The organism is Vagococcus allomyrinae (assembly GCF_017829975.1).
Classification (GTDB): Bacteria; Bacillota; Bacilli; order Lactobacillales; family Vagococcaceae; genus Vagococcus_D; species Vagococcus_D allomyrinae.
In genome coordinates this window covers 193,513-206,270 of record NZ_JAEEGA010000003.1, presented here as the reverse complement: position 1 = coordinate 206,270, position 12,758 = coordinate 193,513, and the positions used below count along the sequence as shown (strand labels likewise).

General features: G+C 39.9%; 13 protein-coding genes. 9 read left to right on the top strand and 4 right to left on the bottom strand.

From position 1 onward, the window contains the following. Positions 1-9: 9 nt before the first annotated feature. Together I6N95_RS06440 and I6N95_RS06435 are read right to left on the bottom strand one after the other, a co-directional pair. Positions 10-465: a GNAT family N-acetyltransferase gene (locus tag I6N95_RS06440; RefSeq protein ID WP_209525827.1), complete on the bottom strand. Its 456-nt coding sequence runs from the start codon at positions 463-465 to the stop codon at positions 10-12. Continuing rightward, a complete protein-coding gene (locus I6N95_RS06435) occupies positions 458-925 on the bottom strand; it encodes an NUDIX domain-containing protein (RefSeq protein WP_209525825.1) in 468 nt (155 codons plus the stop codon). Before I6N95_RS06435 ends, I6N95_RS06440 begins: the two co-directional genes overlap by 8 nt. Before the next feature lie 291 nt (positions 926-1,216). On the opposite strand from I6N95_RS06435, the gene I6N95_RS06430 reads away from it, so the two are divergent. Then, a complete protein-coding gene (locus tag I6N95_RS06430) occupies positions 1,217-1,780 on the top strand; it encodes a TetR/AcrR family transcriptional regulator (protein ID WP_209525823.1) in 564 nt (187 codons plus the stop codon). A gap of 136 nt (positions 1,781-1,916) precedes the next feature. Then, the gene (locus I6N95_RS06425; protein ID WP_209525811.1) at positions 1,917-2,840 is read left to right on the top strand and encodes a DUF5692 family protein; all 924 of its coding nucleotides are present in this window, start codon (positions 1,917-1,919) and stop codon (positions 2,838-2,840) included. Positions 2,841-3,166: 326 nt separating this feature from the next. On the opposite strand, the gene I6N95_RS06420 is transcribed toward I6N95_RS06425, so the two are convergent. Further along, positions 3,167-3,679, bottom strand: a complete 513-nt coding sequence (locus I6N95_RS06420; RefSeq protein WP_209525808.1) for a flavodoxin domain-containing protein — start codon at positions 3,677-3,679, stop codon at positions 3,167-3,169. Between the two features lie 221 nt (positions 3,680-3,900). Further along, entirely contained in the window at positions 3,901-4,782 is an 882-nt protein-coding gene (locus tag I6N95_RS06415) for a GNAT family N-acetyltransferase (RefSeq protein WP_209525806.1), read from the bottom strand. Between the two features lie 254 nt (positions 4,783-5,036). Here I6N95_RS06415 and I6N95_RS06410 point away from each other — a divergent pair, with 254 nt between their 5' ends. From I6N95_RS06410 to xerD, 7 genes are all read left to right on the top strand, one after another. After that, on the top strand, positions 5,037-5,975 hold the full coding sequence (locus I6N95_RS06410) for an ABC transporter ATP-binding protein (RefSeq protein WP_209525804.1): 939 nt from the start codon (positions 5,037-5,039) through the stop codon (positions 5,973-5,975). A 27-nt stretch (positions 5,976-6,002) separates the two neighbouring features. Beyond that, positions 6,003-6,743, top strand: coding sequence for an ABC transporter permease (locus I6N95_RS06405; RefSeq protein ID WP_209525802.1), 741 nt, complete (start codon positions 6,003-6,005; stop codon positions 6,741-6,743). After that, entirely contained in the window at positions 6,740-7,684 is a 945-nt protein-coding gene (locus tag I6N95_RS06400; RefSeq protein ID WP_209525800.1) for an ABC transporter permease, read from the top strand. The genes I6N95_RS06405 and I6N95_RS06400 overlap by 4 nt, the downstream gene beginning before the upstream one ends. A 75-nt stretch (positions 7,685-7,759) precedes the next feature. After that, positions 7,760-10,306, top strand: a complete 2,547-nt coding sequence (locus tag I6N95_RS27665; RefSeq protein ID WP_347340535.1) for a LuxR C-terminal-related transcriptional regulator — start codon at positions 7,760-7,762, stop codon at positions 10,304-10,306. A 100-nt stretch (positions 10,307-10,406) separates the two neighbouring features. Next, a complete protein-coding gene (fur, locus tag I6N95_RS06390; protein WP_209525797.1) occupies positions 10,407-10,862 on the top strand; it encodes a ferric iron uptake transcriptional regulator in 456 nt (151 codons plus the stop codon). Between the two features lie 154 nt (positions 10,863-11,016). Further along, positions 11,017-11,682: a SatD family protein gene (locus tag I6N95_RS06385; protein ID WP_209525795.1), complete on the top strand. Its 666-nt coding sequence runs from the start codon at positions 11,017-11,019 to the stop codon at positions 11,680-11,682. 138 nt (positions 11,683-11,820) lie between these two features. Continuing rightward, complete coding sequence (gene xerD / locus I6N95_RS06380; protein ID WP_209525793.1) at positions 11,821-12,711, top strand: site-specific tyrosine recombinase XerD; 891 nt, start codon at positions 11,821-11,823, stop codon at positions 12,709-12,711. Positions 12,712-12,758: the final 47 nt, after the last annotated feature.

The window sequence follows — 12,758 nt, the reverse complement described above, 5'->3', positions numbered from 1 at the left end:
TTTAGCGAGTTAATCTAGGAGACAGCTCATGGGGACGAACGTAATGCCATCAATTGTTTGTGAAGCACTTGTGGAGCTAAAGCCCATTTTTTCGTAAGCAGGGACGGCATAAGGAGATGAATTGACAGTGATCGTTGCCCCTGGTTTGAGTGTTTGTTTCCAGTTAGCGACTAATTGTGCGGCAATTCCTTGCCGATGATATGCTTGATCAACAAACAGTAAACAGATGTGGTGTGGCTGTCGAATGCCTAAAATTCCGACTAAGATTTGATTGTGAAAACACCCATATAAGTGAAGTTTATGGGTTCGTAAGGCCTGTTTTATATGATCTTCAGAAATAAAGTCATAAAAAGACTGAACCCCTTCAGCAGTATAATCAGGTTTTTGAAACAAATCGAAGGTATCTTTGACTAAATGTAAGGTAGTCGCAAGATCTCCTTCTTGAATGTCATGATAGTTAAACATTAAACAACCCTTCTTTCTGTAATTGCTGATAAATAGCCAAGTCTCCAGCAGCCATATTTAAAGACGTTAATTTGGTGGGAGCGACTAAGGCTAGCTTGCTCATTTCGTCGCCAGATTGGGGAATAAAAGAGGAAAATTGGGTCAAGTTGGCGGTGAAAATTGCTCGGTAGCGTGTTTCTAGCGTAAAGGTGTGAATGGTGACAAAGCCGAGTAAGCGCAAATTTTCTGCTCTAAGATGAGTTTCCTCAAAAAACTCGCGCCTTGCTGTGGCGTAACTATCTGCATCTGTTACGTCTCGTTTTCCAGCAGGAAATTCCCATTGGTCACGCCAATCATTATAACCGATGATTAGTTTATGTTTATGACTGGCAATAATCAGGCTACTAGTGGAGGAAGTCTGGATAAATTCTTTAGTTAATGGCGTTAATTTAGTGAAAAGACCTGATTGATTAGGTATCATGCAAGCGTTCCTTTCAGATTAAATTCGTTGACATGATGGTGCTAACACCTCTGTCGACATTTTTTTTTATTTCGATCATTATTTATTATCTCTTTTTTTTTAGGCAAAAGCAACACAACAAAAGGGTAAGGCATTTTGTAATGAAGATTTATGACTAATGAGATAAAACTGTTTTTCTTTGATTCAAATTCAATTCCCAAAAGTTGGAATGAGTCCATTTTTTACTATCCTAAACCTCCCTTAGACCGTATAATAAGGGTGAGAAAATAAAGAGAGAGAGGGGATGGCACGATGGAGCAAGGGTATGTAACAAAAAAAGCGCTGTCGCATATTCTAAAACTATTAATGGAAAGCAATGAACTGGATAAAATTCGCGTCAATCAAATCACGGAAATAACAGGCGTTTCCCGTAATACGTTTTATTATCATTTTTTGGATATTAATGATTTATTGGGATGGACGTATGACAATGAAGTAGTAACTAGCTTAAAGCCTTATACTCAGTTAGATAGTTGGCAAGTAGGATTAATGAAAGTGTTGAACTACATAGAAGAAAATCGTGTTTTTTGCATGAATACTTTTCACTCATTAAGTCGCGATCATTTAGAAAGTTTTTTATTCGGAATTACGTATGAGATGTTACTGACGATGATGAAAACAACGGATGATGGCAAGAGATTAACGGATTCCCTCCGTCAGGAAATAGCCGATTTTTACGGTCGAGCGATGGTGGCTCAGGTGATTCATTGGTTATTGACCAATTTAAAAGAACCAAAAGTTGAATTGGTTAATCGAGTGGAGCGCATGAGTTCTGGAATGGTTAAACGGATTTCAGAGCAGTTAGAGGACGAATAAACAGTTGGGCAATTTTGCATTTTTGTCAGATATTTGGGCAATTCTCTCATTTTGTTTATAGCTTAAATAATTAATTTGAGTATGATAAGACTTGTTAGTCGTGAAATTAATTATTTGAGAAGATGGGGGAATGGAGATGTTTTTCTTTGAAAACATTACTTGGCAATCTGGTTTGATGTGGGTTGCAGTTGTTGCAGTTTTAATGGGGTTAAATGAATTAGCGCGAATGAATAAGTGGGTGGCGTTGTTGTTATTTACCTTAGTGCCACTTGTTCTAACGATTCTTGTTTGGCCGACGACGGCTGGAGCCGGAAGTAGCACGGGAACTTGGTTTCATTGGGTAAAAGTCTATTCAGCTTTAGCAGGCTGTCTGGGATTTTTAGCGTTGCGTTTTATCAAAGGAGCAAGTACTAATAAGTATTTGTTATTTTTTCCACCGCTAATTCTAGCAATAAATATCATGGAAGCTGTGATTCGCGACTTTCAAGTGTATTCATTACAAGGGATGATCGATGGTGTCCTGATGAATGGTGGTATTTGGAATATTATGAACGGTGTGGCTGGGATTCTAAATATTTTGACCATTTCTGGTTGGGTTGGAATAATGATTAGCCAAGATAAACAAAAAGACATGGTTTGGCCAGATCAAATGTGGTTTTGGATCATTGCCTATGATTTGTGGAATTTTGCCTATGTCTATAATTGTGTTTCAGATCATGCGTTTTACGCTGGGGCAGCTCTGCTAATTTCGTGTACAATTCCTGCGTTCTTTATAAAAAAAGGCGCATGGTTACAACATCGGGCTCAAACACTGGCTTTTTGGATGATGTTTACCATGTCCTTCCCAGCTTTTGTTGGAGAATCTCAATTTGCAGTGGCGAGCACTCATCACAATGCCTCTTTATTTGTTGCAAGTTTCTTATCTTTGGCAGCAAATGTGGCCGTCTTTGTTTATCATCTTTATCGCATCAAGAAATACAAACGTAATGTCCTAAAGGAAGAAGTTTATGTGGGACTAAAATCTTTTGAGGAAATAAAAGCACGTAATAAGAAAAGCTGAACACCTCGTTCAGCTGAATTTAAACTACGAGATAGAGCAAGCTCTATAGTTTCTTATAAAGTTAAAAAGGAATCGTCTTTTGCAACATGCAAAAGGCGATTTTTAGAGGTGTGCCAAGCATGGCACTTATCTAGCTAGTGAAAGTCAAGTCGCCAGTAGTTACCGCCAAGCGTAGCGAACTCAAGGCTTGGGTGGTATAGGAGAAGAGGCTGATTGTCGTTAACTTTATTTCGACTTCCGCAGTTCTAGCTCAAAAGAAAAAAGACCGACCAGATCTGGTCAATCCTTTAATTTGCTATCTAAGGGAGGGCGGAATTATTCCCCTTCTATCCTATTAAGGGGGTAATAGATTGAGTGAATTGTTTTAGCAATTGTTTGTTAAACTTTGATAGTTGTTGCACTTTTTTTAAATTAGCAAGGTGAAAGTCGTCCTTAGGCATCAAACTTACGACGCTTTTCTCCAACAAATTGAGGGAAGGGTAATCGACAGCTCCCCCCAGAAATATTTTTTCTTGTGCATGTTGTTGCAGTGTTTCTGGATAAGCTTCCTGTAACTCACGACTGGCTAAATCCCCAGAGGCCAGCCCAGTAGCAAATAAATAGAGCCGTTTTGACAGTAACTCATCGTGAAATTTTTGACAGAAAGCACTCATATCCCGTTGTGGGCGGCCAGCATAAATCGGTGTGCCTAGGACAACGGTATCGAACTGATTGAGTTGATGATGATTAATTGATTCTACCTGTATCACGTGTCCTTGGGGGAAAAGTTGATCAGCCATTTCCTTGGCATAGCGCTTGGTTGTACCATGTTTACTTGAATATAAAATCAGTGTGTTCAACCCGACGCCTCTTTTCTTTTATCGTGATATTTTTGAACTGCTGTTTAAGCAGAGTTTTTAGATTATATTTATAACGATACGGCAAATCGTGCATATTGTCAATAAATGATTAGTAATCGGTACTTTTATATCAGTATTGTTATAATAATGTTATCGAATGTAAATAATTGTCATAAGAAAAGAGAAATCAGTGATTTGATTTCTCTTTATGAGGTTAAATTCTATCCGTGAGAGGTAAGGGGAAAACAGGTTTGGTTGGACCAAGTCTCCGATTGGGATCGAATAAACAAGTGATCTTCCGTTGTGAATTGCAACTGCTGTTCTATGGGAAACTCCTGATTGTCAGTTGTAAAAAAAAGTTGGCCAGTGGTGGTCTCATTGGTGATTAACTGGCTGATCAACGGTTTGATGGCCTCTTTTTGCGTTTGAACAACGTCAAAAATAGTTATGGTATCGTCTGATTGTTCGCCGATGATTAATGTGTGTTGCTTTTCAAAGTAGTACAGTTGATGAGGGAAAACAATTGTCGCATAAAATAACAGTAAGCTAGGATTATTGCTGATTCCGAGTCTTTGGGAGTTTGGACGTCGATTGAAGGCTAACTCACGAAGGAGTGCCAAATCAGATGCCGACTCGCAGTTAAGCTGGCGGTAGTTTTTAGGAAGAGGTTGCCATTGTTGGTCAATGGCAAAGGTAAACTGACTTTCATCGTAAGGTTGAAAGCCGTACTTGGGATAAAAATCAAGGACTTGATCGTTGGCAAATAGATAAATAAAAGCAACACGCTGATCGTAGTGCGTCACAACATGATCCATCAGCTTGCCAGCTAGACCTTGTTGTTGATAGTCAGGGTGGGTCATCACTGTCCCAATTTGAACAGCTTGCTTCTTTTGACCTTGATGATGAACAGTCATTAAATTGACGGAAACATTGGCGATGATCTGATCGCCATCCGCATAAGAATAGCAGCGATAATTATCGTCCCAGGCGCCTATTTCAAACCATGGCTTAAAATCAATGTCAAAGGTGGCCAAAGCTAACTCAAAAAAACTTTGGCGTAACAGGTTATTGTTTTGATAATCAGTAACAAATCGATAGGACATCGTTTCCTCCTTTTAGCCATATGAGTAAAAACTCTTCAGTGTGGTTTCATTATAAATGAGTGACTGGGTATTGTAAATAAGGACTTATGGCGTGATTAGGGATAGCTAGTAACTTGTTAATTTTAGTGAAGTTGTTACAAGAAACTGCCTAATATCAACCGAATGGTGGATAGGATTTAGAGCGATTTACTTTTATACTGAATGGGAAAGTGAGGGAAGATCACTTTTCGTCAATCAGTGTAAAAGGAGAGCCTATGAAAACATTGCTAGAAGTTAAAGAGCTTAATAAAACATTTGAATGCAAAAAAGTCGTAAAAAATTTATCCTTTAGTATTTATGAGAAAGAAATTCTCTGTCTTTTAGGACCAAATGGTGCAGGTAAAAGTACGACAATCAATATTTTAACAGGTGCCCTCAGTTACGATAGTGGCCAATTATTTTTTCATCAGCGAAAATTGCAGGCAAATGATCGAGGGTTTAAACGGAAAATCGGCGTGGTTCCGCAAGATTTAGCTCTGTATGAAGAGTTATCGGCCGAGGTCAATGTGACTTTTTTTGCCTCGTTATATGGCCTTAAGGGGGAGGAACTTAAAAATAAGGTGACCGAGGCTTTGGCCTTTGTCGGGCTAGGAGATCGTCGGAAATCTGTGGTAAAGACTTTCTCAGGCGGGATGAAACGGCGCCTAAATATTGCCTGTGGCATGGCTCATGGCCCAGAGTTATTGATTATGGACGAACCTACTGTCGGGATTGATCCTCAGTCGCGTTTGCATATTCTGACAGCCATCCGCCGATTAAGGGACCAAGGGATGACGATTTTATACACCACCCATTATATGGAAGAAGTCGAAGAAATTTCCGATCGAATCATTATCATTGATCAAGGGGAAATCTTGGCCAGCGGATCGAAAGAAGAATTGAAGGCTGCGGTAGCAAATGAGCAACTCATTGAGATTGAGGTGTCAGAAGGGAAGCTAATTGCTGTTGATCAACTATATAGTTTGGAAGGGGTAAAAGAAGCCAGCTTATCAGACAATAAAGTGTCGATCAAAACGTTAAAAAACATTGATAATTTAGATCGTATTATTGGTAAATTATTAAGCTTTTCGATCAAGATTAAAAATATTTCAATTGAGTCAGCTAATCTAGAAACGGTTTTTTTACAATTAACAGGGAGAACCTTGCGTGATTAGTCATTGCTGTTAGAAGGAGTGAACAAAATGTACGAACTCAGAAAAATGGTGACCCTGGATCTATTAAATCTCATGAAAAATCCGCTTTGGGTGGCTTATGCCACAGGCTTCCCCATTTTATTAGTCATCATTTTAAGTTTTTTGGGAGGTGGAGGAAACGATGCCATGGGCTCGCTGGATTATTTCGGCATTACCATGATGTTATTCGCGACCTTGTTAAGTTCGAGCTTTTCAGCCAATGCGTTTATGGAGGAACGAATTAAACTGCCGAATATGCGACTAGTTATGTTACCAGTGCCCTCGTATTATATTCCGTTGTCTAAAATAGTCGCCACATTTATTTTTTCAGTTTTCTGGTACACATTAGATGGTTTTTTATTATATGGCCTATTTAAGGTGAACTTTGGTGGAGGTCACTGGCCAGCGGTTTGGATTTTATTAGTAGCGACGGATTTATTTGCAGTTGTCCTAGGAGTATTATTTTGCACCATTTTTAAAACGGAAACCACGGCAAATCAGCTCACAAGTCTGATCATTCAGTCTTTGGCACTGTTGTCAGGCTGTTTTTTCCCAATTTATGTATTGGGAGATAAAATCGCAGCCATTAGTCAATATTCCCCTATTACTAAGGTGATCACTACCATATTTGAAGTGATTTATGATCGCAATTTTCAGGATTATGTCAGCACCCTCGTGATTATTTTAAGCTTTTCGCTGATCGGTGCTGTCGTGTCATTAAAGTTGTTTAAAGGAGAGGATTATCTATGAGAGCTATCTTTCAGCTTAATAGACATCGTTACAGACAGCGAGTGAGTCAACTGCTCTTAATCTTTATTTTAACGGCTGCCTCTATCGGGACGGCCTTCTATGTGGGCAACCAGCCAACAGTCCTTGGACGGCTGGCTGTTGTGGGAGAGATCGCTTTACCTGACCATAGTCCGTTTCGTTTCACAGCCGTTGCTGAAGCGCCGACTAAGACTGAACTGATGATGGGGAAGTTTGATGGTTATCTATCAGTTACATCTACAGGAGACGTTCAGATTGTTACCCCTAAAAAGCAAGAGTTAGCCAAAGAGCTGTCACAATGGTTGACAGGGAAGAGTCAACTGGAGGAGGAACAACCGATTATGCCAAAAGTCATCGGATTTATGATGATGTTTTTACTAATGGGGAGCTTACAGCTGACGGCCTTAGTTGGCGAAGATAAGGAACAACATCAACTGCAACGGTTACTGGTTTCGCCAATGACGCTCGGGAGATACCTAGTAACCCAATGTCTTAGCTCATTCTTGCTACTTTACCTCACTACAATGTGTCTTTTCCTGCTTATTTGCACTGTGTTTCAACAAGAGCTAGGGACTAGTATCGCGACATACAGTTGGCTGATTGCCTTAATTTGTGGGTTGGGAGTTAGTTTTGGGACCTTTATGATGAGTTTGTTTAACACGAGTGATACGGCAAACATGATGGCATCAGCCAGTCTGGTTTTAACAACTATTCTATCTGGTAGTTTTGGGACAGTCGGCGATCAACATTCTTGGTTCACGACGTTCAGTCGTCTTTTTCCCCAAAAGAGTATTTTGGCACTAGCGACGGCAAGTCAAGGAGAGTTCTCCCTATATGTCACCCATTTAAGTCATGTGATTCTTTGCATCAGTTTGTTTCTTTTAGTCGGCGCCTTCGTGTTAGGCAGACAATTGAAGACGTGAGTTTGCCATTCACTGTGAGTCGTTATACAATTAAAAGGAAATCCATTGTTAATTGGGGAAAGTGAGGAGAAGCAAGTGGCCATATTATTATCAACAAAATTAAGAAAACCTCATGTAACCCCCAATTATTTGGAACGGCCTCGGTTACGTCAGCTTTTAACAGGGATAGACCATGTTAAGTTGACCACTGTAGTGGCTAGTCCTGGATCGGGTAAATCGATGTTAGTGGCTGCTTACTTTGATGATTTAGCGAAGCCATTAATTTGGTTAAACTTATCGGCTGATTGCAATGATGCTGCTCTTTTTTGGAGCTATTTGCTGGAGGGCTTTCGACCGTTTTTTCGCTGGGAATCTTCTGTCGATTTTGAGTTGGTGCAAACTCAATTTTCGCAACTTGACACTCGAGAATGGCTGGCAGTACTAGTTAATCAGTTACAAGATGTTCTCGTCTATGTCGTCTTGGATGATGTCCATTTGATTCAAGATCAGCTATTGTTAGCCGATATCGAATTTTTTGCTGGGGCTTTACCGGAATCAGTTCACTTGATTTTGTTAAGCCGTCAACCGATCCCATTTTATTTAGCTCAGTGGCAAATGGCTAATCAACTATTGGAAATTAAGCAAGAAAGCTTAGCTTTTACGGAAGGTGAAGCCGGGCTGTTTATGGAGATGGTCACTCCACAACTGACACCAGAAGTCAAACAAGATTATTGGGCTTTTTCAGAAGGGTGGATTGGCGGCTTGCAGCTGTTATTAGCTGATTCAGGGACAACCAGCCAAGGCCTAATGGTAACGGGAGATAAAGGACTTGTATACGATTATTTAAGGCGTGAGATGTATCAAGCCTTACCTCAAGAGTTGCAAAACTTTTTAATTGTGACGGTGCAGTTTTCTTATTTTAATCGGGAATTGGTCGAAGAATTATTTCCTCAACAGCGATTTGAGGACTGGTTAGAACAACTTGAGCGTTACCATATGATGATTCAAATTGTTGATCATCATCAACAACTCTATCGCTATCATCACCTGTTAGAAGAATTTCTCTTGCAACAGCCTCCACCTTCTGAACAAGTCTTACGAGTGGGGATCACCGTTTTTGAGGAAATCGGGGACATGGACGAAGCGATTAAACTCGCCTTGAAGCTAGCGGATTATGAAGTGGCCATGACGCTGATTTTAGCCCATCAACAGCCGATAAAAATGCTGTTTTTTATGAATCAGGTCCCCAATTCGGCCGCCATCACCAATTTTGACTTTACCTTACAAAAGTTTTTCTTTCACTATACTAATTCTGAACTAGCAGAAGGTCAGCGCTTGTATCAACTAGCCATTAATCAAATTCCTCATAATTCTGAATTTGAACTTTTTCACGGAATGGAATATTTAATGGGGGAGCGGCAGGTCGTATTTGATATGGCGACCTTAAGCAGCGCACAGATTCAACAATTGCGGTCAAGTGAGACCACAAAAGCATTAATGATGATTAAAAATGTCACAGTTTTGTTTCATCAGTGCCGCTATCGGGAAGGGCTAGAACAAATCCGTTACAATCAAAAATTGACGATGGCCTTGAATAGTGACTATCTGACCTTTTATAATTTAAATATAGAGGCTCAATTATTGGAGGAGATGGGTTATTTTAACGAATGCCTTTATGTGTATAAAAAAATAAAAACCTTACTGGAAGAGTCCGATTCACTAAACCAGATGTCTCCTTTTTTTGACTTGAGCTACCACATTAGTATTACCGGAACCTATTTGAAGCAGCTCGATTTAGTGAAGGCGAAACAAGAACTTGATGATGTTAGTCAACTGAAAACAATCGCGGTTCATGAGGAAGCCTATTTGTATAATTGCGTTGAATATTGGTATTTGAATGGGGAATCAGCACTAGCTTGGGAAGGCTTATCTCAATTATTACAAACAGATATTTTTGTGGAGTTATTGCCGATTGCCAATTTGTTGACCTATGCGTTGGATGCCAATCAATTATCTCATCAGCTTCAACAGGCGTTCAAAGAAAAATATGAAGCCTCTGATGGCTATCTAAGAGGGGCCCGCTTTCTATACATACGCTTATTGCAAAAGGAGGGGCGGGGAGAGGAAGCTGATCGCCTGATTGAGCCCACTCTTTTGGCAAGTCGTAAAGGGCGAGTTCCCTTGATGGTCGTTGAAGGGAATCTCATCAAAATTCGGGGACTTCTGGGCAAGCCAGAGCGGTTGAAAGAAGCGCAAGATTTGTATCGTGAGGCGATTTATTACGCCTGTGATGATGATATTAGACAACCATTTTATCTGGAGCGGGCAACCTTAAAAGAACTGTTTCAAGAAAAGTACCAGCTGATTCAGCAATCCTTTGAAGGAGTCGAAGCTAACTTCCATCAAACCATCGTGGATTCCTGGCAATTGGTTTCCTCTCATTCATTGACTGAGCGTGAAATAGACGTTTTAGTGGAAATCGCTAAGGGCTTCTCCACGAAGGAGATTGCCCAGGTCTTGTTTATATCGGAAGCCACAGTAAAAACCCATATTTTAAATATTTATCGCAAATTTGCTGTCAACTCGCGTGTGGCAGCTGTCGAAAAAGGGCAACAAGTCGGAATTCTTTCGATTTCTAATTGAGAATCATTGCAAAAAAAGTCTCTTTACATTATAATTAGTTTAAACAGAAAAGGTAGTTCTGCTACCTTTTTTATAATGATTACAAATAAGGGGTTATGTTATGGACACAGGATCAATGCTAAGTAAAATCAGAAAACAGCTACACGACGGTGGTTTCAAACTAACTCCCCAGCGAGAAGCGACAGTCTTGGTATTACTTGAGAATGATAAAGATCATTTGTCGGCGGAAGAAATATACATGCTAGTGAAACAGAAGAGTCCAGACATTGGATTGGCGACAGTTTATCGGACGTTGGAAATGTTGACGGAGTTAAAAGTAGTGGATAAGATCAGTTTTAACGATGGCGTTTCCCGATATGATATGCGAAAAGAAGGGGCGCAACATTTTCATCATCATTTACTTTGCTTGGAGTGTGGCGGCATTGAAGAGGTTGAAGAAGATTTATTGGTCGATGTAGAAAAAATAATTGAGAAACGTTTTCGCTTTCTTGTAAAAGATCATCGACTGACCTTTCACGGGGTTTGCAGTAACTGCCAAAACAAAAAAAGCAGCTAAGCTTCTAATTGGCAAGCAAGGTTTTAAACTTGCTTGTTTTTTGTTGGAACAAATCAGGGAGTGTCCACAAGTGCTGTTTTGCTGACGGTTATAACCTTGACAATCCAGAGCTTTCTGTATAGACTGTATAGTATTAATTCCAGGAGGAACACGTATGTATGTTGCATTAATCGGAGCGGTTATTCAAGGGGATCAGCAGGAAATTCTCAAAAATAGGAAGTCCTTAAATGAGGTTCTGGATCAGATGAACCGTGATTATCAAAGTAGTTTAGCAGTCAATTTAGCAATGACAACCGTAGCGGAATTTCAGGGAGTCTTTAAAAAAACAGAGGACTTGTTTGAAATAATTGATAAAATAAAATTTTCACTCTATCCGCTAGAATTTCGGTTTGGTGTTGGTTTGGGTACTATTGAAACAGCTGTGAAGGGGCGGAAAGTTAGTGACGTCGATGGCCCAGCTTTTTGGCATGCTCAAGGAGCTATTACTCGTGTGTTAGAAGAAAATGCTTCCCAATTATCTCGGATATTGTTAAGTGCTGGTGGTGATGGGAGTGAATTTCAATTATTAAATGATAGTTTAAAATTATGTGACTTTGTTGAAAATCGCTGGCGCGATAGTCAACGGGAGTTAGTTAAGATTAGTTTATTGGCCAATGGCCACAGCGACCAGATTTTACAAAGTGAGTTGGCCAAGGAATTGGGGATTTCAAGACAAGCGGCTAATCAGCGCGTCCAAAGTTCAGGTATTTATCAATTCATCCGAATGAAGCAAAGCGTCAGTGAAACCTTTACGGGCATTTATCGGAGCCTGCAATCATAGCCCTAAAGACTGACAGGCGGGTGTACCTAATTCGGATAAGGCGATTGACGACTTGTTCGCAGTAACATGACGATCGTCGTATACGCCGATGAGGTTTTTTGTTATGATGTGGGTTAGCAGAAGAGAGGAAAAATGATCATGAATGATGATTTAAATGATTACATTCACTATTTAAAGGTTGAAAGAGGTCTTTCTGATAATACAGTTGTCAGCTATCGCCGTGATTTGATTCAATATATAAAGTTTTTAGCTGAGAACAAGGTGCAAACTTGGGAAGACATCGACCGATACTTGGTGATGGCTTTTTTAAAGCAGTTATCAGAAGAGGGGAAAAGCTCGGCTACGATTACGCGAATGATCTCTAGCTTACGAAAATTTCATCAGTTTTTGAGGCAGGAGCGCTACACCGAAAATAATCCAATGCAACACATTGAAACGCCTAAGAAGGCTCAAAAATTGCCAAAAACATTGTCTTTAAAAGAAGTCGTCAAGTTGATCGAAACCCCAAATCCTGTTGATAAATATGGTATACGTGACCGAGCGATCCTTGAAGTGATGTACGCTACGGGACTGCGAGTGACGGAATTAATTTCTTTGAAGTTAGGGGATTTGCATTTATCTTTAGGTTTGATTCAAACGGTCGGTAAAGGAGACAAAGAACGAATTATCCCTTTAGGAGACATGGCAATTAAGTGGATCAATATATACATGGAAAGAAGTCGTCCCCAATTGGCCAATCCGAAACAGGAAGTTCCTTACTTGTTTCTCAATCATCATGGACAAGGCTTTAGTCGACAAGGAATCTGGAAGAATCTAAAGGTTTATGTGAGGCAAGCAGGCATAAAAAAGCCTGTGACCCCTCATACATTGCGTCATAGTTTTGCGACTCATCTATTGGAAAATGGCGCAGATTTACGAGTCGTTCAGGAATTATTGGGACATACCGATATTTCAACCACTCAAATCTATACCCATATAACCAAACAACGGATGGCTGATGTTTATAAAGACCACTTTCCACGAGCTTAATGACAAAAAAACAGCTAACCATCAAGGCTTAAATATGCTATAATAAG

What these genes read in the sequence shown, in the direction of transcription:
- I6N95_RS06440 (WP_209525827.1), bottom strand. Translation starts at nt 465, where the DNA reads ATGTTTAACTATCATGACATTCAAGAAGGAGATCTTGCGACTACCTTA.
- I6N95_RS06435 (WP_209525825.1), bottom strand. Translation starts at nt 925, where the DNA reads ATGATACCTAATCAATCAGGTCTTTTCACTAAATTAACGCCATTAACT.
- I6N95_RS06430 (WP_209525823.1), top strand. Translation starts at nt 1,217, where the DNA reads ATGGAGCAAGGGTATGTAACAAAAAAAGCGCTGTCGCATATTCTAAAA.
- I6N95_RS06425 (WP_209525811.1), top strand. Translation starts at nt 1,917, where the DNA reads ATGTTTTTCTTTGAAAACATTACTTGGCAATCTGGTTTGATGTGGGTT.
- I6N95_RS06415 (WP_209525806.1), bottom strand. Translation starts at nt 4,782, where the DNA reads ATGTCCTATCGATTTGTTACTGATTATCAAAACAATAACCTGTTACGC.
- I6N95_RS06410 (WP_209525804.1), top strand. Translation starts at nt 5,037, where the DNA reads ATGAAAACATTGCTAGAAGTTAAAGAGCTTAATAAAACATTTGAATGC.
- I6N95_RS06405 (WP_209525802.1), top strand. Translation starts at nt 6,003, where the DNA reads ATGTACGAACTCAGAAAAATGGTGACCCTGGATCTATTAAATCTCATG.
- I6N95_RS06400 (WP_209525800.1), top strand. Translation starts at nt 6,740, where the DNA reads ATGAGAGCTATCTTTCAGCTTAATAGACATCGTTACAGACAGCGAGTG.
- fur (WP_209525797.1), top strand. Translation starts at nt 10,407, where the DNA reads ATGGACACAGGATCAATGCTAAGTAAAATCAGAAAACAGCTACACGAC.
- I6N95_RS06385 (WP_209525795.1), top strand. Translation starts at nt 11,017, where the DNA reads ATGTATGTTGCATTAATCGGAGCGGTTATTCAAGGGGATCAGCAGGAA.
- xerD (WP_209525793.1), top strand. Translation starts at nt 11,821, where the DNA reads ATGAATGATGATTTAAATGATTACATTCACTATTTAAAGGTTGAAAGA.